This is a genomic window from Salmonella sp. JXY0409-18, assembly GCF_020268625.1.
Classification (GTDB): Bacteria; Pseudomonadota; Gammaproteobacteria; order Enterobacterales; family Enterobacteriaceae; genus Salmonella; species Salmonella enterica.
Genome location: NZ_CP084216.1, coordinates 3,116,755 through 3,139,887 on the forward strand (window position 1 = coordinate 3,116,755; position 23,133 = coordinate 3,139,887).

General features: G+C 50.7%; 23 protein-coding genes. 8 read left to right on the forward strand and 15 right to left on the reverse strand.

Features of this window, described 5'->3' with window-relative positions; translation table 11 throughout:
- Positions 1-47 precede the first annotated feature (47 nt).
- The 13 genes from LDB27_RS15300 to ybgI form a co-directional block, all read right to left on the reverse strand.
- Positions 48-758, reverse strand: a complete 711-nt coding sequence (locus LDB27_RS15300; RefSeq protein WP_000702852.1) for an ABC transporter ATP-binding protein — start codon at positions 756-758, stop codon at positions 48-50.
- 3 nt (positions 759-761) lie between these two features.
- The gene (locus LDB27_RS15305) at positions 762-1,532 is read right to left on the reverse strand and encodes an ABC transporter permease (RefSeq protein WP_000998822.1); all 771 of its coding nucleotides are present in this window, start codon (positions 1,530-1,532) and stop codon (positions 762-764) included.
- 128 nt (positions 1,533-1,660) lie between these two features.
- Complete coding sequence (locus LDB27_RS15310; protein ID WP_000824903.1) at positions 1,661-2,794, reverse strand: glycosyltransferase family 4 protein; 1,134 nt, start codon at positions 2,792-2,794, stop codon at positions 1,661-1,663.
- Between the two features lie 12 nt (positions 2,795-2,806).
- Complete coding sequence (locus LDB27_RS15315; protein ID WP_000973917.1) at positions 2,807-3,703, reverse strand: glycosyltransferase; 897 nt, start codon at positions 3,701-3,703, stop codon at positions 2,807-2,809.
- Positions 3,700-4,851: a UDP-galactopyranose mutase gene (glf, locus tag LDB27_RS15320; RefSeq protein ID WP_001531005.1), complete on the reverse strand. Its 1,152-nt coding sequence runs from the start codon at positions 4,849-4,851 to the stop codon at positions 3,700-3,702. The genes LDB27_RS15315 and glf overlap by 4 nt, the downstream gene beginning before the upstream one ends.
- A 285-nt stretch (positions 4,852-5,136) precedes the next feature.
- Positions 5,137-5,877, reverse strand: a complete 741-nt coding sequence (locus LDB27_RS15325) for a hypothetical protein (protein WP_001194233.1) — start codon at positions 5,875-5,877, stop codon at positions 5,137-5,139.
- 1 nt (position 5,878) lies between these two features.
- The gene (locus LDB27_RS15330; protein WP_077906418.1) at positions 5,879-6,214 is read right to left on the reverse strand and encodes a hypothetical protein; all 336 of its coding nucleotides are present in this window, start codon (positions 6,212-6,214) and stop codon (positions 5,879-5,881) included.
- A gap of 459 nt (positions 6,215-6,673) precedes the next feature.
- Entirely contained in the window at positions 6,674-7,240 is a 567-nt protein-coding gene (locus tag LDB27_RS15335; RefSeq protein WP_000824704.1) for a tyrosine-type DNA invertase, read from the reverse strand.
- 59 nt (positions 7,241-7,299) lie between these two features.
- Positions 7,300-7,431, reverse strand: coding sequence for a hypothetical protein (locus LDB27_RS15340; RefSeq protein WP_001528846.1), 132 nt, complete (start codon positions 7,429-7,431; stop codon positions 7,300-7,302).
- Between the two features lie 323 nt (positions 7,432-7,754).
- Positions 7,755-8,489 (reverse strand): 5-oxoprolinase subunit PxpA, encoded by a 735-nt coding sequence (pxpA, locus tag LDB27_RS15345; RefSeq protein ID WP_001017904.1) that lies wholly within the window; start codon positions 8,487-8,489, stop codon positions 7,755-7,757.
- Entirely contained in the window at positions 8,479-9,411 is a 933-nt protein-coding gene (gene pxpC, locus LDB27_RS15350) for a 5-oxoprolinase subunit PxpC (RefSeq protein ID WP_000932044.1), read from the reverse strand. Before pxpC ends, pxpA begins: the two co-directional genes overlap by 11 nt.
- Positions 9,405-10,061, reverse strand: a complete 657-nt coding sequence (gene pxpB, locus LDB27_RS15355; RefSeq protein WP_001188367.1) for a 5-oxoprolinase subunit PxpB — start codon at positions 10,059-10,061, stop codon at positions 9,405-9,407. Before pxpB ends, pxpC begins: the two co-directional genes overlap by 7 nt.
- Before the next feature lie 15 nt (positions 10,062-10,076).
- Positions 10,077-10,820 carry a radiation resistance protein YbgI gene (gene ybgI / locus LDB27_RS15360; protein WP_000798844.1) on the reverse strand — a complete coding sequence of 248 codons (744 nt, stop codon included), beginning with the start codon at positions 10,818-10,820 and terminating at the stop codon, positions 10,077-10,079.
- Positions 10,821-11,148: 328 nt separating this feature from the next.
- Between ybgI and LDB27_RS15365 the strand changes: the two genes are divergently transcribed.
- The gene (locus LDB27_RS15365; protein ID WP_001041124.1) at positions 11,149-12,630 is read left to right on the forward strand and encodes an MFS transporter; all 1,482 of its coding nucleotides are present in this window, start codon (positions 11,149-11,151) and stop codon (positions 12,628-12,630) included.
- Between the two features lie 38 nt (positions 12,631-12,668).
- Here the strand turns inward: LDB27_RS15365 and phrB are convergent, their stop codons facing one another.
- Both phrB and LDB27_RS15375 read right to left on the reverse strand, forming a co-directional pair.
- Positions 12,669-14,090 (reverse strand): deoxyribodipyrimidine photo-lyase, encoded by a 1,422-nt coding sequence (gene phrB / locus LDB27_RS15370; RefSeq protein WP_001142020.1) that lies wholly within the window; start codon positions 14,088-14,090, stop codon positions 12,669-12,671.
- 110 nt (positions 14,091-14,200) lie between these two features.
- Positions 14,201-14,407, reverse strand: a complete 207-nt coding sequence (locus LDB27_RS15375) for a YbfA family protein (protein ID WP_000401437.1) — start codon at positions 14,405-14,407, stop codon at positions 14,201-14,203.
- A 336-nt stretch (positions 14,408-14,743) separates the two neighbouring features.
- Here LDB27_RS15375 and kdpF point away from each other — a divergent pair, with 336 nt between their 5' ends.
- The 7 genes from kdpF to speFL all read left to right on the forward strand — a co-directional run bounded on the left by kdpF (position 14,744) and on the right by speFL (position 22,911).
- Entirely contained in the window at positions 14,744-14,833 is a 90-nt protein-coding gene (gene kdpF / locus LDB27_RS15380) for a K(+)-transporting ATPase subunit F (protein WP_001670793.1), read from the forward strand.
- The gene (gene kdpA / locus LDB27_RS15385; protein WP_000730068.1) at positions 14,833-16,512 is read left to right on the forward strand and encodes a potassium-transporting ATPase subunit KdpA; all 1,680 of its coding nucleotides are present in this window, start codon (positions 14,833-14,835) and stop codon (positions 16,510-16,512) included. The genes kdpF and kdpA overlap by 1 nt, the downstream gene beginning before the upstream one ends.
- A gap of 20 nt (positions 16,513-16,532) precedes the next feature.
- Positions 16,533-18,581 carry a potassium-transporting ATPase subunit KdpB gene (gene kdpB, locus LDB27_RS15390; RefSeq protein WP_000088039.1) on the forward strand — a complete coding sequence of 683 codons (2,049 nt, stop codon included), beginning with the start codon at positions 16,533-16,535 and terminating at the stop codon, positions 18,579-18,581.
- Positions 18,582-18,589: 8 nt separating this feature from the next.
- Positions 18,590-19,174, forward strand: a complete 585-nt coding sequence (kdpC, locus tag LDB27_RS15395) for a potassium-transporting ATPase subunit KdpC (protein ID WP_001531010.1) — start codon at positions 18,590-18,592, stop codon at positions 19,172-19,174.
- Entirely contained in the window at positions 19,171-21,855 is a 2,685-nt protein-coding gene (gene kdpD / locus LDB27_RS15400) for a two-component system sensor histidine kinase KdpD (RefSeq protein WP_000997487.1), read from the forward strand. The genes kdpC and kdpD overlap by 4 nt, the downstream gene beginning before the upstream one ends.
- On the forward strand, positions 21,852-22,529 hold the full coding sequence (gene kdpE / locus LDB27_RS15405) for a two-component system response regulator KdpE (RefSeq protein WP_000186053.1): 678 nt from the start codon (positions 21,852-21,854) through the stop codon (positions 22,527-22,529). Before kdpD ends, kdpE begins: the two co-directional genes overlap by 4 nt.
- 277 nt (positions 22,530-22,806) lie before the next feature.
- Positions 22,807-22,911 carry a leader peptide SpeFL gene (speFL, locus tag LDB27_RS15410; protein WP_015632840.1) on the forward strand — a complete coding sequence of 35 codons (105 nt, stop codon included), beginning with the start codon at positions 22,807-22,809 and terminating at the stop codon, positions 22,909-22,911.
- Positions 22,912-23,133: the final 222 nt, after the last annotated feature.

The window sequence follows — 23,133 nt, forward strand, 5'->3', positions numbered from 1 at the left end:
TAGTAAATTACTCACCGCGTAGTGATATAAATACTGCAATAAGAATATTAAAATCCACCTTTGCTAACTATCTCACCGTGCTCAAGCCTGATGAACTTATTACATACAGATTTAGCCAGTTCATCATCGTGAGTGGCCATTACCATAATGCCCGCTTTAGAGATAAAGCTATTTAATCTCATCTCTGCTTTTCTTTTAAAATCACTATCACCCACGCTCATCCATTCATCCATCAGTAAAATTTCAGGATTAATTGCAGTAGAAATAGAAAAACCAAGCCTCAGAACCATACCACTAGAATACGTTCTAACGGGGATTTTAATAAAATCACCTAACTCGCTGAACTCGATGACATCTTCTGTAATATTTTTTATTTCATTTTTTGACAGACCGAGAAATAGTCCCCTCAGTTTTATATTTTCCAGGCCGGTAAGCTCACCATCCATTCCCATCATGGGATCAATGAGGCTGGTGACTCGACCGATACATTCATACTTCCCTGAAGTTGGTTTATAGGCCCCTGCAAGTACTCTCAGAAGAGTGGTTTTGCCCGAACCATTGTGTCCAATAAGCGCAAGACGGTTACCTTCAGTAAGCGTAAAATCAATTTTTTTTAATGCCTCTACTTCAATAACCCCGGTATTCGATGAGCCAATTCGTCCACCTGAAGCAGCCTGTAAAAAAGTTTTTTTAAATGAACGGTGGCTGGAGTTAAATATAGGGAGTATTACGCCAACGTTTTTGCAAGAGATTTTCATTAATTATAACCAGTATACGATTCTTGAGCGATATTTAGTCAACACTAAGGTTGAGACCATCAACATAATAATAGAGGTTATTATTGTGTAAAACCATATAGTTACATCTGGTACAGTTCCCATTAGTGGTTTCCTGAGCATCTCCATAAAGTAATAAAAAATATTATAATCAACAAATTCCTTTCTTCCCTTTGGTAATTGTTCCGATGTCCAGATGATAGGAGTTATAAAAAAACACAACGTTACTACACTTTGAACAACCGGTCCCATATCACGATATCTTGTGCAAAAAATGGCGAGAATCATACCTGTAGAAATTAATGAGATGGATGTTATTATAATTGCAGGTATAAAAAGGAGAATATCAAGATTTACCGATGTATTGGTAAAAAAAATCACGAAAGGTATAATGATAAAATTATGCAACATAATCATAAACTGCCGATAGAAAACACGTAATATATATAAATATAGCGGAAGGTCAGATTGTTTAATAATTGATGCGGACTCATTAAATATTCCGCATGACTCATTAATAGTTGCTGATAGAAAGGCCCAAAAGATCATACCTAAAGTAAGATGCATGATAAAATTTTCGGAACCAGAACTGAACAGCGAACCGTAAAGAGGTCCCATTGCTGATATGGTGACCCCCATCGAAATCGTTATCCAAAAAGGCCCTAACACCGATCGCCGGTATCGTCCCAGGACATCATTCCAACCTAGCGAAATCCAAAGTTGGTGCCTGGCCAGAGCTTCTTTCAAATCATTCATTGTTTCCGTGTCACCTTTACCTGAAGAACTTATTCTTTAACGATATGAAAATATAACTTATTTATTTTCTATAATATTTACATACTATTTATCTAAACACTGACCCACTTCATAAGCACTTTATGGTGTTAGCAACCAATAGTGTCTTTATAAATTTGCAATGTCTTATTAATGACTAATATGCTGGAAAACAATTCCTTTACACGTTTTCTTCCATTCGCCCCCATCTCTAAGCGAATCTGTGGATTTTTTAACAAATACTCTAATTCTACCGCTAACTCCTGAGCTGAATTACTTTTCACGATCAACCCATTATAGTTATGAATAATCAAGCTATCACATCCGCCGGTATCATAAGCAATACATGCACGTCCTACAGATGATGCCTCTAATAAAAGCCGTGGTACTCCTTCCGGATAAATAGATGGTAATGCAACGATATTCGATTTCTGAATAAGCTCATATACATTCGAAGAGCGTCCCAGCCAGTTAATTAGCCCTTCATGATGCCAGTGATGAATGAGCTCCAAAGGGATAGCATCTTTATCGTCCTCGGCCAATATACCTGCAACATTTAAAACAAAATGAATATTTTTTTGTCTGAGGATCTTTTTTGCTTCAATGAGATCGCCAAGACCTTTACTCCATAACATTCGGCTTGCAAAAAGGACTATCGGTATCTCATGTTTTTTCTCTATAGAGAATTTATAAATATCCGGGTTAATTCCAGCACCTTCGATAACGATGGTTTTATGATAATCAATACCTACTAAACGCGATATTTTTCGTCGATCTTTATCATGTTCAAAAACAAAAACACCACGCTTATTACCGGCAATGTATTTGTAAACCAAAACGGTTAACGCACGCAATATTCTCATTGGCACGGTATTATATAAAAAGATTCGACCAAGTCCGACAAAGCTGATAACAACTGGACTATTACTTCTCCTGGCGCTAACCCCACCAATCAGGCAAGGTTTGAGCGTAATACAATGCAATAAGTCAGGATTAATCTCTTTAATAATTTTCCGAGCGTTAAGGAATGCTCTAAAAAAAACAAACATATTAAATGACTGAGCAACAAGAGACACATTGTGACAAATAAAACCAAGCGTTTTGAATTTTTTTATAATCTCTTCACCAATAAAATGACTTATGATATGAATTTCATAACCCGCATCCCTTGCCGCTATCGCACGTTCTGTCCAATGTAAATCAAAGTACCAGTCTGAATTTACAAAATAACATAACCTTTTCATCTCTTCTTCCTGCTAATGATATTTCCCGCTAATACCTTTAAGTCCATGAAGTATTCCTTGCCAGATAAAATATAGATAAAGAAATTTCTTACGCTGCCATGGCAAAATGGCGAGATATTTAGAGAGGCGTAAAACTATAGAAAGAACACTGAATATCCTGGGAACGGGTAAAAGTTTTCTCAACAGCAACAAATTTCTACAAAGATAATATACTTTCCATTCGGGACAGATACACTTTCCATGAATAGAGATATCATGAATAAATTTAATTTCTGGGGAGTAACGAATTTTCTGCCCGGACAATACTAGCTTATAACCAAAGAAAAAATCATCATAATAAAGGAAAAGTTCATCATGGATATCGTTAAGATGGTTATTCAATACCTTTCGATCAATAATCATACCAACGAATGACACAGTTTGAACATCAGTAACCTGAGTTCTTACTGGAGAAAACCTCTCTGGGCGTATCACATAATAAATAGTCTCAAACACCGTAGATGGAACCCTGATGAAAGGCAAATTCATCCGACAAGACCGTCCATAGGTGTCCTGAACTCGCGACGCAAATATACGGTATCTTGAGGTATCTAATAACGAGAAATGCTTTAAAATATTAATTTCCGGGTAAGCATCATCATCATAGAAAAATACCCAATCGGCATTACTATATGAGCATATATATTGACTACCTACTTTAAATCCGCCAGCACCACCAAGATTATCTTTAAGATTAAGTATCGTGATGCCAGGTTCACTTAATGAAGAAAGCCATTCCCTGGTACCGTCGCTTGAGCCATTATTAACGATAACAATAGAGGAAAAACCCGCCTTAACAGTCTCTCGCACACTTTTTTTTAATTTTTCAAGACGGTTAAAAGTTACGATTAGCGCTGTACACTTCATCAAACGGTAACTGTAAAAGCTGGCATTTCTTTTTGTTCATATAGCGACGTTAAGTATACGTCCGCCGTCTGTAATGCTTCAGCTATCGTGATGTCCATATCGAGATAACGATAAGTGCCAAGACGACCAATGAAAGTAATATTTTTTTCTTTTTTAGCCCGCGACAGATATTTATTCAGTAAATCCATTTTATCTGCCCTGCGAACAGGATAGTAGGGTATATCACCAGCTTCACATTCCCGACTATATTCTTGATAACATATTGAAGCTTCATGTCTCTCCCACGGAGAAAAATATTTGTGCTCAGTAATCCGAGTATAAGGAGTATCTATTGAACAATAATTCATTACTGCGCATCCTTGATAATCACTCTGGCAAATTATTTTTTTAAAGTCTAATGTACGATATTCCAGCCGGCCATATTGACAGGAGTAAAAGGCATCCAGCGCGCCACTGAAAAAAACATGATCATAATCTGTCCGCATTTCCTGAGTGAAGGAGCGACATAGTTCAACAGCGATATTTTCGTGTTCGACAATGGACTTGACCATTTGTGTATAACCAAATTTTGGTATTCCCTGAAACTTATGATTGAAATAGTTATCATTATAATTAAAGCGAACAGGGATACGTTTCAATACAGAAGCGGGTAACGCGGAAGGATGAAGCCCCCATTGTTTAATGGTATAACCTTTAAAAAAGGCTTCATATAACTCTTCGCCAATGAAACGCAAGGCCTGTTGCTCAAAATTTTGTGGTTCCAGAATGGTGCTATCACATTTTTGAAGCAGTAATTTCCTGGCGTCATCAGGTGAGCAGGCGACACCAAAAAATTGATTGATGGTATGAAGATTGATAGGTAGAGAAAATACCTGACCATTTACTGTAGCCTTAACCTTATTGATATAAGGCATCATCTCAGCGTATTTATTTACATAATTCCATACAGTTTCATTATCAGTATGAAAAATATGAGGACCATAAACGTGCACCATAATACCCGTGTGCTCATCTCGGGCATCATAAGCGTTACCACCGATATGCGAACGTTGATCAATAATATTGACCACATGTCCCTGCTCGGCTAACTGGCGTGCTATTACTGCGCCTGAAAGGCCCGCACCTACAATTAGTATCTTTTTACGTTGCATTATTTTTGTCACTCTGTTCGCAGACACAGATAATATTAGATGGTTTATCCAGAATCATTGTCATTTATATCAGTAGGGTAAAGTGAAATTTACTCAACGCATCCAGATAATTCCACGCTACCGCCACAGCGCGTAAACCCTCGCACTGATTACAGATTCATTAATGTCACACGTTATGCGGTATTTCCGGACAACGATGATTGCCATATTTATTTTGCGAAGATAACTCATTCAGAACGCAACATAACGGGTCTGAATACCGCGCGGCATGATGTAAATATGCTGTCAGCATAAATCCGGTGCGTTACCGGCCCCAGTTTTTACCAACGCACTCTGTTGACTGATGTCCGGGCCGACGTCCGGTATCCTTATTCTTACCGCATCAGATAGCGGTACTCCTGTCGGGATATCCCAGCGTTGTTTCAGCGTCTGCTCCGCGAGCCAGACCTGCCTCACGCCGGTTCCCAGCATACGGGCCGTCATTTCCGGGCTACAGCCTGACAACAGTAATCCCAGCACCCGCCGTCCCTGTTTTGGCAGACGCTCTGACAGTAACCTGACCAGCGTGCGGCTGTTTATCTCCATCACCAGCTCCGGTACGCTCAACGCGTTTTTCATCTCCTCCTCGTAAGGCGATATCTGTAGTGATGACCATATGGCAAGCTCAGCCATTCTGGCCAGAACCCTTACCGACATAGCGCGTTTAATCAACCTCAGATGGCGGAAATAACCTTCCACGCTGACGTCAACCGGTAAAAACGCGTTACTGCTGCAAAAAACCACTGTCCGCGGATAACGCTGAAAAACCTGTTGCCACAGCAGAAGCTGAGTTGATGGCCGTCCGGCGGATATCACCATCGCGCCGGGCCACCGACGCAACCGATCCAGCAGCCCTTCTGGTGTCCTGAGACGAACGCAGTCCTCCACGCAAAGGCCACCGGTATCCGGAAACTGCGCAGGATTTTCGCCTGACTGACAAAACATAATCAGCCGGAGAGGCGGCAGTACTCTGGTTAACGTCTGCATATCAGTACGTCAGAACCTGGTACAGGCTGAACAACGCTGCGACGGTGGAGACCGACAGCAGGAGCAAAAATATTTTCGCGCCCATACTGTACCGACACTTACTGGTGCCCCCCCTTCCGGTGGACATTTCCGCATATTCTTGCGTCATCAGATTGTTCTCCTCTGGCCATTGCCGACCCGGCACTGCGCCAGCAACGGCAGCTTCGTGTTGTGGAAACAACATGTCCGCACCCTTTCGTGGACCGGGAGCCATTCCATGTCTGTATGAAAAATGACGTCTGGCCCTATCTAAACACAGCACTCTGACACCCTGTCCGGTTCTGCTTTTCGGCTGCACAGGCCGTCAGTCCCCCTGGTAGTAAATGCTCCTGCCGCAGGGTAATTCTGCCCTGTGCGGAGTACAAAATGACAAATAAAAAACACAGTAATCTATTGATTTATATATTTATTATGTAAATCAGCTTTCCCTGAACAGACTTCTCTGTGATTTAACAATATGATTCAAAAAGTTAAATAAAGTATTTAATTCTTTGATATGATTATTAATCAGCATTAAATATTATTTAATACGTTTTTTTAACACTTAAAATTAACATTTTGTGCAGGCAGGACAAAAATGGATACAGCATAGTGCTGGTTGGACCAGGTAAATTTTCCCTTATTTTTTTTATTGTTATATGGATAACTCCTTAATAAGCAAGAGATTACGATTGCATGACTCTTGTGTGGAAGGGGTAAATCTGAGAGGATGATGAAAGCGCGAAGCGGACTTAACTTTTTGAATCAGAACGTACGGTTATACTCGACGTTTTTTTCGCCATATTCCATGAAAACGCCCGGCGTTACTTGCGGTGTATCTTACGGTGTGCTGGATATTCCTGTGCCCCAGATAGTCCTGTATGAGCCGAGTATCAATCCCTTTATCAGCAAGGGCGTAGCCGCAGGCATGTCGCAGCATATGAGGATGTGGCGCTATCGTTAATTCGGCTAACCGCCCTGCCTCACGAAGTATGTAAAAAAATTGTTGCCTGCTGAGCGGATGCCGTCGCAGCGACAGGAACAGCCAGTCTCCGTCAGCCCCTTTCTCAAGATACTTCCTGGCCCTGAGCCAACTTTTCAGTACGTTATACTCATCGGGAAGGAGGGGGTGACACGTTGAAAAGCCATTTTTGAGGCGCCGGATATAAAGCTGTCTTCCTGCAAGATCAATATCCGACAAGCGCAGCCCCAGCAGCTCACTGGCCCGGAAGCCGTGAATAAACGCCATCAGGATTAAGCAGCGGTTTCTTTCCGGGAAGGGCATTCTGTCGGTCGCTGACAGCAGTTTTTCAATCTCTTCTTGCGTAAGATATTTTCTTTTCACAAAACAAATCCATCATAACAAAATGAGTAATATACTAAAAAATCACTGATCAGATGAGTTTAATTTTCGCTAAAAAAGTTGCTATGCGTAAACAGCTTAAAATCCATATAGCTGACAATCTGGCACGCTATCCATGACGTGATAGTGAAACAGCGAATCAATCTGGCTTCAGTCTCCTGATAAGTTGTCATGACGAGGAATATAAATGCTAAAAATGAGGCTATCGTGAGGTAAATCAATCAGAAAGGGGTAATAGAGAGTCAGGTAGTTTACCCGCCCCGGAGGTTTGATTAGATGGCGATAGCTAACAATATCATAGTGATTTTCAAAAATTCTGCTGCTAACAGCAATAAGCTCATCATACTGGCTATTACAGCATCACTTGGTTATTTTTAAAATAATATATTATAAAGGGATTTATATAGTATTGAATAAATCCCTCTTCCTGACATTAAGAGGACAGAACACGATAATTTTTAGCAGCCGTAATATAATAGCTTCAATCGTCTGGCTCTCAGGCAATAACGTGTATATTACGCGCATTGAACGCGGCGCGTAGCCTGCGTGCGAATGCAAGCGCATATTCGCCGTCGCCATGAATGCACACCGTTTGCGCCGTGACAGTCGTCCACACACCAGTAACACTTTTCACTCTCCCGGCTTGCACCATATCCAGCGTTTGCGCCAGCGCCTGCTCTTCGTCGTGAATCAGCGCGCCAGGTTGCGTGCGCGGCACCAGGCTACCGTCGGCCTGATAGCCGCGATCGGCAAACACCTCCTGCCGCGTCACCAGGCGATAGCGTTCACCGGCCCGGATCAGCTCACTTCCCGCCAGTCCAACCAGTATCAGTGACGGATCATAGTCGTGTACCGCTTTCGCAATCGCCTGTGCCAGATGGGGATCTTTCGCCGCCTGGTTATAGAGCATACCGTGCGGTTTGACATGGCGCATCACGCCGCCTTGCGCCTGAACAATCGCCCCCAGCGCGCCGATTTGGTACAGCGTCTGGGCGTATACCGTTTCCGGCGGCAAAGCCATCGCCGTCCGCCCAAAATTATCCCGATCCGGAAAGCTGGGATGCGCGCCGATCGCCACGCCGTTTTTCAGCGCCTCGCGCACGCAGGTCAGCATGGTTTGCGCATCACCGGCGTGAAAACCACAGGCGATATTGGCGGAGGAGACCAGCGTTAATAATTCGCTGTCGCTGGCGCAACCTTCGCCCAAATCCGCATTTAAATCAATGTTCATGCTGAAGTCGCCAGGTAAGCTGTTCCAGATAGCGCTGACGCTCGCGGCGCGCGTTGAGCGCCTCTTCCAGCGAACATTGCACAAAATGGATCGGTTGCCCTAGCGGAATCTGCGCCAGATGGTACATATCTGCCTCGATGATGCAGGCAATGCGCGGATAGCCGCCAGTTGTCTGGGCATCATTCATTAGCACAATAGGTTGACCGTTGTAAGGCACCTGTACGACACCGGGCAGCAAACCGTGCGACAACAGTTCGCGATCCGTTGTCCGTGTTAACGATTGTCCCTGCAACCGATAGCCCATGCGATTACTTTGCGGACTGAGTTGCCACGGCGAACGCCAGAACGCTTCTTGCGAGGCGCGATCGAACTCACGGTATTCCGGCCCCGGCAGCGCACGAATGCGATTCCCCCACAGTAACTGCTTCACGCCCTGCGGCCCGCTAAACTGTCGCGATGGTTTACCCGTCGCCAGCCGATCGCCATCTTTTAGCAGCCGTCCTTCCAGCCCACCGATACCGGACTTCAGATCGGTACTACACGATCCCATCACCTCCGGCACAGCAATACCGCCCGCTACCGCCAGATAGCTACGCATCCCGTGAAGCGGTCGATGCAACGTGAGGCGCTGACCCGCTTTTACCGGCAATCGCCAGCCTGTCCAGACCGGTTGATCATCCAACTGCGCCTCGCAGCCTGCGCCGGTAAGAGCGAACCAGGTCTCATTTTCAAATTCGACAACCAGTTGACCGAGAGTGATTTCCAGCGCCGGGGCATTCGCATCGTTCCCGACCAGGAGATTAGCGGTCTGAAAGGCGGGTTTATCCAGCGCACCGCAGTGACTCAGCCCCGACTGACGAAAGCCGTGACGTCCGCTATCCTGCACGGAGGTGTAAATCCCCGCGCGAATAATATTCAGCATATTCCCTCCTTTTGCGGCACAAAGCGTACGCTATCGCCAGGGCGTAGCAGAACCGGAGGCTCCCGCATCGGATCGAATAACTTCAACGGCGTGAGGCCGATCAGCTGCCAGCCGCCCGGCGTGGATAATGGATAAATCCCCGTCTGCGCGCCGCCGATGCCGACAGAACCAGCCGGAACCTGCAGGCGCGGCTCCGCGCGTCTGGGCATATGGAGCGGTTCTGGTAAATTCCCAAGATAGGGAAAGCCGGGCTGAAAGCCTAAAAACCAGACGACATATTCAACGGAGGCATGTAGCTCCACGACCTGCTTTTCACTCAAACCGCTGTGCCGTGCCACTGCCGCCAGATCCGGCCCGCCTGCGCCGCCATAGATCACCGGGATCTCAATCGAACGCGAGTCCGGCTCCAGCGCCTCGCTCTCTTCCCACCAGCGCTGCAGACGCTCAATCGCATCCAGCGCCAGGGTTTGCGGTTCCCGCAAGATCACGGTGATATTGTTCATCCCGGGAATGGCTTCCACCACGTTCGGCATATCGACCAGACGCTGCGTCAGACGCCAGATGCGTTTCTGGCTCGCCAGCGTAATCGGCGGTTCAAGTTCCAGGACGACCGCTGTTTCGCCTAACAGATAACAACGCGCTCGCTGCACTTTATTACCTCTCAGTTATGCCGGGTTAGGGATATCAATAAACGTCACATCCAACGCCGTGTTTTCGTTCAACCATTCGCTCAGGGCGCGAATACCGCCGCGTTCAGTGGCATGGTGCCCGGCGGCATAAAAATGCAGCCCCTGTTCGCGCGCGGAATGAATGGTCTGTTCAGACACCTCGCCGGTAATAAAAGCATCCACGCCGAAGCGGGCGGCGCTATCAATAAAACTTTGCCCGCCGCCGGTACACCAGGCGACACGCTGAACATTCTCTGGCCCGGTATCGCCGCACCATAGCGGTTTACGCCCCAGACGCGCTTCAATCCATGAGGCCAGTTCCAACCCCGGCACCGGCATTGAGAGCTCTCCCCACGGCACCAGCGGCTCAATTTCTCCTTTCACGGTAATGCCCAATAGCGCCGCCAACTGCGCATTGTTGCCCAGCTCAGGGTGCGCATCCAGCGGCAGATGCCAACCGTAAAGGTTAATATCATTTGCCAGTAACGTTTTTAAGCGACGGCGTTTCATACCGCGAATAACCGGAGACTCGCCTTTCCAGAAGTAACCATGATGAACAATGACCGCATCGGCCTGCAAACGCACCGCCTCATCGAGCAGCGCCTGACTTGCGGTCACGCCGGTAACGATTTTCTGTACCGTCTCTTTTCCTTCGACCTGTAAACCATTCGGCGCATAATCGCTTATTGCCGCACTGTTCAGCTTGTCGTTAATCAGTTGTTCCAGCTCGGTGTTTTTCATCATCGCTCCCTTTAACCCACGTTCTACTTTCCCGTTACGGGTTCAGTCTCCGTTAACATAGCCTCCCGTTAGCCGTTCGTCGATAAACATTTGTTTGACACATCAAGAAACAATCACCCCCGGGTTTGGCGCAAATTACTTAGCAAAACACGATCGGTTTCATGTATATTTATGCAATCAGAACGCATATTGCAGAAAAAATCAGTTCTGTATCATGTTGGTAACTTTAAGGAAACACGGCGATACGGCAGGCTTAATAAGCCCACAAAGAAAGGCATTATCTGAGAATGCCGCGTTCTTGCCGCAGCGTCTCTATCCCGGAAATACGATGAATAAACAAGCATCTCAACCCCGCGCTATTTACTACGTTGTCGCCCTGCAAATTTGGGAGTACTTCAGCTTTTATGGTATGCGCGCCCTACTGATTCTTTATCTCACCAATCAGCTAAAATACGACGATAACCACGCCTATGAGTTATTCAGCGCTTATTGTTCGCTGGTCTACGTAACGCCGATTCTTGGCGGCTATCTGGCGGATAAGGTGCTTGGCAACCGAATGGCAGTCATGCTGGGCGCATTTTTAATGGCTATAGGTCATTTAGTGCTGGGCGCCAGTGAGATCGCGCCGACATTCCTTTATCTGTCGCTGGCGATCATTGTCTGCGGCTACGGCCTGTTTAAATCGAATATTAGCTGCCTGCTGGGCGAACTGTACCAGCCGGAAGATCCGCGCCGCGACGGCGGGTTCTCGCTGCTTTACGCAGCGGGCAATATTGGTTCGATCGTGGCGCCTATCGCCTGCGGCTATGTGCAAGAGGAGTACAGTTGGGCGATGGGCTTTGCGCTCGCCGCCATTGGTATGCTGGCGGGGTTAGTGATCTTCCTGTGTGGAAATCGTCATTTCACCCACACCACCGGCGTGAATAAAGCCGTGTTGTGCGCCAGAAACTACCTGCTGCCGAACTGGGGCTGGCTGTTAATTCTGCTGGTAGCGGCGCCGTTGCTGATTACCGTTCTGTTCTGGAAAGAATGGTCTGTCTATGCCTTAATCGTGGCGACCGCGATCGGCCTGGTCGTGCTGGCAAAAATTTATCGTCAGGCGCAAACGGCCAAACAGCGCAAAGAACTGGGGCTGATTGTCACCCTGACCCTGTTCAGTATGCTGTTCTGGGCGTTTGCCCAGCAGGGCGGCAGTTCTATCAGCCTGTATATCGACCGCTTTGTGAACCGCGATATTCTGGGCTATTCCGTTCCTACCGCCATGTTCCAGTCGGTGAACGCCTTTGCCGTGATGCTGTGTGGGGTCGTCCTGGCCTGGCTGGTTAAAGAGAGCGTAAGCGGTAATCGCACCGTGCGTATCTGGGGCAAATTCGCGCTGGGTCTCGGTCTGATGAGCGCCGGATTCTGTATTCTGACCCTGAGCGCACGCTGGTCCGCCGCTTACGGACACTCTTCAATGCCGCTAATGGTGCTGGGACTGGCGGTGATGGGCTTTGCCGAGCTGTTTATCGACCCGGTCGCCATGTCGCAAATTACGCGCATTGATATCCCCGGCGTCACCGGCGTATTAACCGGAATTTATATGCTGCTGTCCGGCGCGATAGCTAACTATCTGGCAGGCGTCATCGCTGACCAGACCTCGCAAAGCGCCTTCGACGCCAGCAGCGCGGTTAATTACGCCATCAACGCCTATGTGGATGTTTTTGAACAGATCACCTGGGGCGCGTTAGCCTGCGTAGGGGTTGTCCTGCTGATTTGGCTGTATCAGTCCTTCAAATTCAAAAGCCGCGCGCTGGCCGTCGAATCCTGATAGCAGAAGGCCCGGTAGTTTGCGCTACCGGGCCTGTATCACGCCCCTTTTCTCGCCGCCTCATAGGCGGAAAGCGTCGCGATTCTCGCCTGTTTGTGTTCAACAATGGGCCGAGGATAATCAAGCACGACTCCCGCTTTTTCCGCCCACCGCCACGGCTCGTGAATCGCTTTTCCAGGGATATCGCGTAATGCCGGTAGCCACTGGCGGATAAATTCGCCGTCGCGATCGAACCTCTCTCCCTGAGTCGTGGGATTAAAAATACGAAAATAAGGCGCGGCATCAGTACCGGTTGAGGCGGCCCACTGCCAGCCGCCATTATTGGCGGCAAGATCGCCGTCAATAAGCTGCGACATGAAATAGCGCTCCCCCAACCGCCAGTCAATCAACAGATCTTTTACCAGAAAGCTGGCGGTAATCATGCGTAAACGGTTATGCATCCAGCCCGTCGCGTTAAGCTGGCGCATCGCCGCATCGACAATGGGATAACCGGTTTCGCCTTTCTGCCATGCCTGAAAATAGTGCGGGTTCTCCTGCCACGCGACGCGTTTTGTCCAGCGGATAAACGGCTGGTGTTTGCATAATGCCGGATACCAGGTCATTAAATGACGGTAAAATTCCCGCCAGATGAGTTCATTCAACCAGACGCTTCCCGGTCCGCCGTCCAGCGCCTGCGGCTGCTCCGCCAGTAATCGGTGCAGGCACTGTCGCGGCGACAGGCCACCCGTCGCCAGGCTGGCGGAAAGCCGACTGGTGCCGTCGACCGCAGGGAAATCCCGCTGTGACTCATACTCGTCTGCGCCCTGCGCGCAAAACTGACGTAGCTGCGCGATAACCGCGTTTTCTTCCACCGGGAAAAGCGCGGCGTCAAACGCCTGTTGCGGGTAGTTAAGCGAGACTGGCGTTAAGGGTGTAGAAAGCGCGCCGCTCACCCGGATCTTCGGGGCCGGAACGCACGGCGGGATATCCTCTTTTAGCCGTTTCAACCAGGCGTTTTTAAACGGCGTAAAAACTTTATACATTTCATGATTGCCGGTCATCACCGCGCCGGGCGCCAGAATCACGCTATCGTCAAAGCCTTCGCAGATGACAGAGGGCAGCGTTTTTTCCACCGCCGCATCACGCTGACGCTCGTTAAACTCATACTGATAGTTATAAAACAGATGGCTGACGTCATGCTGTCGGCAAACGTTTTTGACCGTTTCAATACTGGCGTTAAAATCCGCCACTTCATGAAACAGCAGCGGAATCCCTTTCTCTGCAAGGGCCGTCTGTAGCGCATTGAGCTGCGCGCTGATGAATGCCGCCTGCCGCGGCGCCATATCATGAGCCTGCCACTGCGCGGGGGTGGAAATATAAAGCGCCAGCACTCGCGCGGATGCATCGCGGCAGGCGGCGGCCAGCGCAAGGTTATCCTGTAAACGCAGATCGCGCCTGAACCAGACTAAATGGGTGGGCATACAACTCCTGAAAGATGAAACGTCACGGCGAATAGCGTTAAACAGTGTAGACCCTGGCGCATAAAAAAACCGCCAGCGTGGCGGCTGACGGTTTTTCAGGCTGGTCGCGATTAATAAAAGTCGCAGGTGGCTTTTTCAGCCTGCGCCATCCATACCGGTTTATCACTGGTTTTCGACCAGACACGGTGCAGATAACTATAAAAACGCGCACGGTCTTTCCAGAAGAGCATCACCGGCAGCGCCAACACGCCTGCGATCACCGCGAAAGCACGACGGACAAAAATGACATGCGCCGGATAGTCTTTATAGTGTTCCATACGTTTCCCCCCTTTATACCGACGCTACCCGCCCCGGTATAGATTGAATCGGTGAATAGCACCGAAAAATTGAACCTCGTTACCTGATTAAAATAGTACCGCTTTCGGTGTAATTTTACTACTCATCCGACCACTTATTTTCACGCTTTTCCAGCAGATTTACATTCAAAGCGTAAATTAGTTACAAAAAGGTTAAATTAATACTAATCATTAGTTAAATAATGGTCTTTGCCATTTTTATACTTTTTTTACACTCCGCCCGCCAATTTTTGCGAAATCTTTGCAGCCAAAAAATTACCTTTCTCAGGAGTAAAACAATGCCACTGGAGGTGCTCTGTGAGTGCAGGCGTGATAACCGGCATCGTGCTGGTTTTCTTACTTTTAGGTTATCTGGTCTATGCCCTGATTAATGCGGAGGCGTTCTGATGGCCGCGCAAGGATTTTTACTGATCGCCAGTTTTTTACTGATTTTATTAGTACTGGCGAAACCGTTGGGTTCGGGCCTGGCAAGGCTCATCGCCGCCGTTCCGTTGCCGGGCGTGGCTGGCATTGAGCGTATCCTCTGGCGGACTCTTGGCATTACCGACCACGAAATGAACTGGCGTCAGTATTTACTGGCGCTACTGACGCTCAATCTGCTGGGACTAGGCATCCTGTTTTGCCTGCTGTTCTGGCAGGAGTGGCTGCCCTTAAATCCGCAGCGGCTACCGGGTCTGTCCTGGGATCTGGCGCTGAATACCGCCGTCAGCTTTGTCACCAATACCAACTGGCAAGCCTACAGCGGCGAAAGCACGCTGAGCTACTTTAGCCAGATGGCGGGGCTGACGGTGCAAAATTTCCTGTCGGCGGCGACCGGGATTGCGGTGGTTTTTGCACTTATCCGCGCCTTTACGCGCCAGAATGTGCACACGCTGGGTAATGCCTGGCAAGATCTGGTACGCATTACGCTATGGATATTATTTCCTGTCGCGTTAATTATCGCGCTGTTTTTTATCCAACAAGGCGTACCGCAAAACCTGTCGGCTTATCAGCCCATCACCACTCTTGAAGGCGCTAAACAACTCTTGCCGATGGGTCCGGTTGCTTCGCAGGAGGCGATCAAAATGCTTGGCACCAACGGCGGCGGTTTCTTTAACGCCAACTCTTCGCATCCGTTCGAAAACCCCACCGCGCTCACTAATCTGGCGCAGATGCTGGCGATATTTTTGATTCCAGCCGCGCTCTGTTTCGCCTTTGGCGAAGCGGCGGGCGATCGCCGTCAGGGACGCGCGCTACTGTGGGCAATGTCATTCATTTTTGTGGTCTGCGTAGCGGTAGTGATGTGGGCGGAAGTTCAGGGAAATCCACATCTGTTGGCGGCAGGCGCGGACAGTAGCGTCAACATGGAGGGTAAAGAAACACGCTTTGGCGTGCTGGCCAGCAGCCTGTTTGCCGTCGTCACGACCGCGGCGTCCTGCGGGGCGGTAAATGCCATGCACGACTCGTTTACCGCTCTGGGCGGTATGGTGCCGATGTGGCTGATGCAAATTGGCGAAGTGGTCTTTGGCGGCGTCGGTTCAGGCCTGTACGGCATGTTGCTGTTTGTCCTGCTGGCGGTGTTCATCGCGGGACTGATGATCGGTCGCACGCCGGAGTATCTGGGGAAAAAAATCGACGTGCGCGAAATGAAAATGACCGCGCTGGCGATCCTGGTCACGCCGATGCTGGTCTTGTTGGGTTCGGCGCTGGCGATGATGACGGATGCCGGACGCAGCGCAATGCTAAACCCTGGCCCGCACGGTTTTAGCGAAGTGCTATATGCCGTCTCCTCTGCCGCCAACAACAACGGTAGCGCCTTTGCGGGTCTGAGCGCTAACTCGCCTTTCTGGAACTGTTTGCTGGCGTTCTGCATGTTCGTCGGACGTTTCGGCGTGATTATTCCTGTCATGGCCATCGCCGGATCGCTGGTCAGTAAAAAAGTACAGCCGGCCAGTCAGGGAACGCTGGCGACCCACGGCGCGCTATTTATTGGACTGCTTATCGGCACGGTACTGCTGGTCGGCGCGCTGACATTTATTCCTGCCCTGGCGCTTGGCCCGGTAGCGGAACATTTCTCTTTACCTTGAGCGATGCGGAGTACATTGATATGAGTCGCAAGCAACTGGCGCTGTTTGAACCTGTTTTACTCGTACAGGCGCTAACGGATGCCGTAAAAAAATTAAGCCCACGCGCCCAGTGGCGTAACCCGGTGATGTTTGTGGTCTGGGCCGGCAGCGTGCTAACCACTCTGTTAACGCTCGCTATGGTAACAGGACAAATAACGGGAAGCGCCTTGTTTACAGGGGTGATCAGCCTGTGGTTATGGTTCACCGTACTGTTCGCCAATTTTGCCGAAGCGCTCGCGGAAGGCCGCAGCAAAGCCCAGGCAAACAGTCTGAAAGGGGTGAAAAAGACCGCGTTCGCTCGCCGCCTGCGCGCCCCGCGCCATGATGCGCAGGCCGATAACGTGCCCGCCGCTGAACTGCGGAAAGGCGACATTGTCCTGGTCAAAGCGGGCGATATTATTCCCTGCGATGGCGAGGTCATCGAAGGCGGCGCCTCGGTGGATGAAAGTGCGATTACCGGCGAATCCGCGCCCGTGATCCGTGAGTCCGGCGGCGATTTCGCTTCTGTCACCGGCGGCACGCGAATTCTTTCCGACTGGCTGGTGATTGCCTGTAGCGTCAATCCTGGCGAAACCTTTCTTGACCGGATGATCGCGATGGTGGAAGGCGCGCAGCGGCGAAAAACGCCTAACGAGATTGCCCTGACGATTTTGCTCATTGCCCTGACCATTGTCTTTTTACTGGCGACCGCCACTCTGTGGCCCTTCTCCGCCTGGGGCGGTAATGCGGTCAGCGTCACCGTGTTGGTGGCGTTGCTGGTGTGCCTGATCCCCACTACCATCGGCGGGCTACTCTCCGCCATTGGCGTAGCCGGAATGAGCCGAATGTTGGGCGCGAACGTCATCGCCACCAGCGGCCGCGCCGTAGAAGCCGCGGGCGATGTCGACGTGTTACTGCTGGATAAAACCGGCACTATCACGCTCGGCAATCGCCAGGCGTCCGATTTTATTCCCGCCCGAGGGGTGGACGAACGCACGCTGGCTGACGCCGCGCAGCTCGCTTCGCTGGCCGACGAAACGCCGGAAGGCCGCAGCATTGTGATCCTCGCCAAACAGCGCTTTAACCTGCGTGAACGCGATGTGCAGTCGCTTCATGCCACCTTTGTTCCGTTTACCGCGCAAAGCCGCATGAGCGGGATTAATATCGATAACCGGATGATCCGTAAAGGCTCGGTGGACGCGATTCGGCGTCATGTCGAGAGCAATGGCGGCCATTTTCCCGCCGATGTCGAGCAAAACGTCGAGAACGTGGCGCGTCTGGGCGCGACGCCGCTGGTGGTCGTGGAAGGCGCGCGCGTACTGGGTGTTATCGCCCTCAAGGATATCGTTAAAGGCGGCATTAAAGAACGTTTCGCCCAGCTACGAAAGATGGGCATTAAAACGGTGATGATCACTGGCGATAACCGCCTGACGGCGGCAGCGATTGCCGCCGAAGCCGGTGTGGACGATTTTCTTGCCGAAGCCACGCCGGAAGCCAAGCTGGCGCTGATCCGTCAATATCAGGCGGAAGGACGGCTGGTCGCCATGACCGGCGACGGCACTAACGATGCCCCGGCGCTGGCGCAGGCTGACGTCGCGGTGGCGATGAACTCCGGCACCCAGGCGGCAAAAGAAGCCGGTAATATGGTGGATCTGGACTCTAACCCGACCAAGTTGATTGAAGTGGTGCATATCGGTAAGCAGATGCTGATGACGCGCGGCTCGCTCACCACCTTCAGTATCGCGAATGATGTAGCGAAATATTTCGCCATTATTCCCGCCGCGTTTGCCGCTACCTATCCGCAGCTAAACGCGCTCAACGTGATGGGGCTGCATTCGCCGAACTCCGCCATTCTGAGCGCGGTGATCTTTAACGCCCTGATTATTATTTTTCTGATCCCGCTGGCATTAAAAGGCGTGAGTTATAAGCCGCTTTCCGCATCGGCCATGCTGCGCCGTAATTTATGGATCTATGGTCTGGGTGGTCTGGTGGTGCCGTTTATTGGTATCAAAGTGATTGATGTGCTGCTGACCCTGCTGGGTCTGGCGTGAGGTGTATGATGATCGGTTTACGTCCTGCTTTTTCGACAATGTTATTTCTGCTGTTATTGACCGGCGGCGTGTATCCGCTTCTGACCACGGCGCTGGGGCAGTGGTGGTTTCCCTGGCAGGCTAATGGCTCGCTGATTCATAAAGACAATGTGATACGCGGCTCAGCGCTTATCGGACAATCGTTTACCGCCGCGGGCTATTTTCATGGCCGGCCCTCCGCCACCGCCGATACGCCTTATAATCCATTGGCGTCGGGCGGAAGCAACCTGGCCGCCAGCAATCCCGAACTGGATGCGCAAATACAGGCCCGCGTCGCCGCGCTACGCGCCGCTAACCCCCAGGCGAGCTCCGCGGTTCCGGTTGAGCTGGCGACAGCATCGGCAAGCGGGCTGGATAATAATCTGACGCCCGGCGCCGCGGCATGGCAAATCCCCCGCGTGGCGGCGGCTCGCCAGCTTCCCGTTGAACAGGTCGCGCAACTGGTTGCAGAATATACGCACAGGCCGCTGGCGAGCTTTCTTGGGCAACCGGTGGTGAATATTGTTAAGCTTAATCTGGCGCTGGATGCGCTACAGGGACACAGAGCGAAATGAACGACGAACCCTTGCGTCCTGATCCGGATCGCTTGTTGGAACAAACGCCCCCGCCCCACCGGGGGAAGTTGAAAATTTTCTTCGGCGCCTGCGCAGGCGTCGGAAAAACCTGGGCGATGCTGGCGCAAGCGCAGCGGCTGCGAGCGCAGGGGCTGGATGTGGTGATCGGCGTGGTAGAAACGCATGGCCGTAAAGAGACCGCCGCGCTACTTGACGGGCTGACCATTCTGCCGCCAAAACGTCACTCGCACCGGGGGCGGCAAATCCGCGAATTTGACCTGGATGCCGCCCTCGCCCGGCGTCCGGCGCTGATTTTAATGGATGAGCTGGCGCACAGTAACGCGCCTGGCTCACGCCATCCTAAGCGCTGGCAGGATATTGAAGAGCTGCTGGAAGCGGGAATCGACGTTTTCACCACCGTGAACGTACAACATCTGGAAAGTCTGAACGATGTGGTGAGCGGCGTCACGGGGATTCAGGTGCGCGAAACCGTCCCCGATCCCTTTTTTGATGCCGCCGATGAAGTCGTACTGGTCGATCTGCCGCCCGACGATCTGCGCCAACGACTCAACGAAGGTAAAGTGTATATCGCCGGTCAGGCGGAACGCGCTATTGAACATTTTTTCCGCAAGGGCAATCTGATCGCCCTCCGCGAGCTGGCGCTACGCCGGACAGCCGATCGCGTGGACGATCAGATGCGCGCCTGGCGCGCGCATCCGGGCGAAGAAAAAGTATGGCATACCCGCGATGCGATTTTACTGTGTATCGGGCATAACACCGGCAGCGAAAAACTGGTGCGTACCGCGGCGCGTCTGGCCTCCCGGCTCGGCAGCGTCTGGCACGCCGTCTATGTCGAAACGCCAACGTTACACCGCTTACCGGAAAAGCAACGACGGGCCATTTTAAGCGCGCTGCGCCTGGCTCAGGAGCTTGGCGCGGAAACCGCCACCCTGTCCGATCCCGCCGAAGAGAAAGCGGTCGTGCGCTATGCCCGCGAGCATAATCTGGGGAAAATCGTCATGGGCCGCCCGGCGTCGCGACGCTGGTGGCGACGTGACGCTTTCGCCGACCGTCTTGCCAGGCGCGCGCCGGATCTCGATCAGGTGATCGTCGCGCTGGAAGAACCGCCTGCCCGCGCGTTGGCGCAAACGCCTGATAACCGACCTTTTAAAGAGAAATGGCGTGGGCAGATTCAGGGCTGTCTGGTCGCCGTGGCGCTTTGCGCCATCACCACGCTTATCGCTATGCAGTGGCTTGTCACCTTCGACGCCGCCAATCTGGTGATGCTCTATTTGCTGGGCGTAGTGGTGATTGCGCTGCTTTACGGACGCTGGCCGTCGGTGGTAGCGACGGTGATTAACGTGGCGAGTTTCGATCTCTTTTTTATCGCGCCACGCGGTACGCTCGCCGTTTCGGACGTGCAGTATTTGCTGACCTTTGCCGTGATGCTGACGGTAGGTCTGGTGATTGGCAATCTTACTGCCGGGGTGCGCTATCAGGCGCGCGTCGCCCGTTATCGGGAACAGCGTACCCGTCATTTATATGAAATGTCTAAAGCGCTGGCCGTCGGGCGTAGCGAACATGATATCGCCGCGACCAGCGAGCGGTTTATCGCCTCGACGTTTCAGGCGCGCAGCCAAATTTTATTACCTGATGCTAACGGTAAGTTGCTGCCTCTCACCCACCAGCAAGGCATGACGCCGTGGGACGACGCAATTGCGCGCTGGAGTTTTGATAAAGGCCAGCCTGCCGGCGCAGGCACCGATACCCTCCCTGGCGTGCCTTATCAAATCCTGCCGCTGAAAAGCGCCGATAAAACATACGGTCTGGCTATCGTCGAACCGGGTAATTTGCGTCAGTTAATGGTGCCGGAGCAGCAACGCCTGCTGGAAACATTTACTCTGCTTGTCGCCAACGCGCTGGAACGACTGACGCTGACCGCCAGCGAAGAACAGGCGCGTCTCGCCAGCGAGCGAGAAAGTATTCGCAACGCTCTGCTGGCGGCGCTGTCGCATGATTTACGCACGCCGCTGACGGTATTGTTCGGCCAGGCGGAAATTTTGACGCTGGATTTAGCCAGCGCAGGATCGCCCCACGCGCGTCAGGCCAGTGAAATCCGCCAGCATATTCTCAACACCACCCGGCTGGTGAATAATTTGCTGGATATGGCGCGTATTCAGTCCGGCGGGTTTAATCTTAAAAAAGAGTGGCTGACGCTGGAAGAGGTCGTCGGTAGCGCGTTACAGATGTTAGAGCCGGGTTTATTGCATCCGATTACATTGTCGCTGCCGCAACAGTTAACGCTTATCCATGTCGATGGCCCCTTATTTGAGCGTGTCCTGATCAACTTGCTGGAAAACGCCGTTAAGTACGCCGGGCCGCAGGCCAGTATCGGCATTGATGCTGCGGTTAAGGACGATCGTTTACAACTGGATGTCTGGGATAACGGGCCGGGTATTCCTGCGGGGCAAGAACAGAAGATTTTCGATAAGTTCGCCCGCGGCAACAAAGAGTCCGCCGTCCCCGGCGTGGGGCTGGGGCTGGCGATTTGCCATGCTATCGTAGAGGTACACGGCGGCACGCTTACCGCCTATAATCGACCGCAGGGCGGCGCCTGTTTCCGTGTGACGCTGCCGCAAGGAAAGCCACCTGAACTTGATGATTTTCATGAGGATATGTGACAAACGTTCTGATTGTTGAAGATGAACAGGCCATCCGCCGCTTTCTGCGCGCTGCGCTGGAAGGCGACGGCCTGCGCGTGTATGAAGCTGAAACATTACAACGTGGTTTACTGGAAGCCGCCACGCGAAAGCCCGATCTGATTATTCTCGATCTCGGCCTGCCGGACGGCGATGGAATCGATTTTATTCGCGACCTGCGTCAGTGGAGCGCAATACCGGTGATTGTCCTTTCCGCCCGCAGCGAAGAAAGCGATAAGATTGCCGCGCTTGACGCCGGAGCTGATGATTACCTGAGCAAGCCATTCGGCATTGGCGAGTTGCAGGCGCGTTTGCGTGTCGCGCTGCGACGGCACGCCGCCAGCCCTTGCGCCGATCCGATCGTCCGCTTTTCCGGCGTGACGGTCGATCTCGCCGCACGGTTGATCCACCGTGGCGACGAAGAAATCCATCTGACGCCGATTGAGTTCCGCCTGCTGGCGGTATTACTCAATAATGCCGGCAAGGTATTAACCCAACGGCAGTTATTAAACCAGGTCTGGGGCCCTAACGCCGTGGAGCATAGCCACTATTTGCGCATCTATATGGGACATTTACGCCAGAAACTGGAACAAGATCCCACCCGCCCACGCCATTTTATTACCGAAACCGGAATTGGCTATCGCTTTATGCCGTGAATAGCCATTCATTATTTTTAAATAACTTCTAATTTTTATGTCATTTATTTTCGGCGTCGCGAATAATTATTTTCGCGGCGATATTATATTTTATGAAGGATATAAAAAACATATAATTAACATTTAAGAAACAATCCGTTATTTCACAGCACGATATGCATAATCGCCGACTAATTATTTTTCAAATGATCGTTTTTTGTTGATCTGGTTCACAGATCGCTGGCGCTCCCTGGATAAAATATCCATGCTTTCAATAAATCAATGAAAGGACCTCAAAATGGAAAATAATAATCGTTTTATGCCCCATATAAGGCGGACAACGCATATTATGATGTTTGCCCACCGTAATAGTTTCGATTTTCATTTCTTTAATGCCCGGTAGTTTTTCTGCTACGGGTACTTCAGCATACAGGTCTTTCCGACCCTTATGTCATTCAGGTCTATTGCCTAAATAACTCGAATTGTTAAAAGCGACAGCACGGTAATTCCTTTACACCAAGCCAGCTAACCATCTGGTTTGATAGAAGAAATTCCGACTCAGCGCAATTTTAGTTATCACGGTTTCTGCCTGTATATCGTAGTACTCAACTCCTTAAATCCTGAA

Bases quoted from the DNA above. Each gene is read 5' to 3' on its own strand.
- LDB27_RS15300 (WP_000702852.1), bottom strand. From the start codon at position 758: ATGAAAATCTCTTGCAAAAACGTTGGCGTAATACTCCCTATATTTAAC.
- LDB27_RS15305 (WP_000998822.1), bottom strand. From the start codon at position 1,532: ATGAATGATTTGAAAGAAGCTCTGGCCAGGCACCAACTTTGGATTTCG.
- LDB27_RS15310 (WP_000824903.1), bottom strand. From the start codon at position 2,794: ATGAAAAGGTTATGTTATTTTGTAAATTCAGACTGGTACTTTGATTTA.
- glf (WP_001531005.1), bottom strand. From the start codon at position 4,851: ATGCAACGTAAAAAGATACTAATTGTAGGTGCGGGCCTTTCAGGCGCA.
- LDB27_RS15325 (WP_001194233.1), bottom strand. From the start codon at position 5,877: ATGCAGACGTTAACCAGAGTACTGCCGCCTCTCCGGCTGATTATGTTT.
- LDB27_RS15340 (WP_001528846.1), bottom strand. From the start codon at position 7,431: ATGACAACTTATCAGGAGACTGAAGCCAGATTGATTCGCTGTTTCACT.
- pxpA (WP_001017904.1), bottom strand. From the start codon at position 8,489: ATGAACATTGATTTAAATGCGGATTTGGGCGAAGGTTGCGCCAGCGAC.
- pxpC (WP_000932044.1), bottom strand. From the start codon at position 9,411: ATGCTGAATATTATTCGCGCGGGGATTTACACCTCCGTGCAGGATAGC.
- ybgI (WP_000798844.1), bottom strand. From the start codon at position 10,820: ATGAAAAACACCGAGCTGGAACAACTGATTAACGACAAGCTGAACAGT.
- LDB27_RS15365 (WP_001041124.1), top strand. From the start codon at position 11,149: ATGAATAAACAAGCATCTCAACCCCGCGCTATTTACTACGTTGTCGCC.
- phrB (WP_001142020.1), bottom strand. From the start codon at position 14,090: ATGCCCACCCATTTAGTCTGGTTCAGGCGCGATCTGCGTTTACAGGAT.
- LDB27_RS15375 (WP_000401437.1), bottom strand. From the start codon at position 14,407: ATGGAACACTATAAAGACTATCCGGCGCATGTCATTTTTGTCCGTCGT.
- kdpA (WP_000730068.1), top strand. From the start codon at position 14,833: ATGGCCGCGCAAGGATTTTTACTGATCGCCAGTTTTTTACTGATTTTA.
- kdpB (WP_000088039.1), top strand. From the start codon at position 16,533: ATGAGTCGCAAGCAACTGGCGCTGTTTGAACCTGTTTTACTCGTACAG.
- kdpC (WP_001531010.1), top strand. From the start codon at position 18,590: ATGATCGGTTTACGTCCTGCTTTTTCGACAATGTTATTTCTGCTGTTA.
- kdpD (WP_000997487.1), top strand. From the start codon at position 19,171: ATGAACGACGAACCCTTGCGTCCTGATCCGGATCGCTTGTTGGAACAA.
- speFL (WP_015632840.1), top strand. From the start codon at position 22,807: ATGGAAAATAATAATCGTTTTATGCCCCATATAAGGCGGACAACGCAT.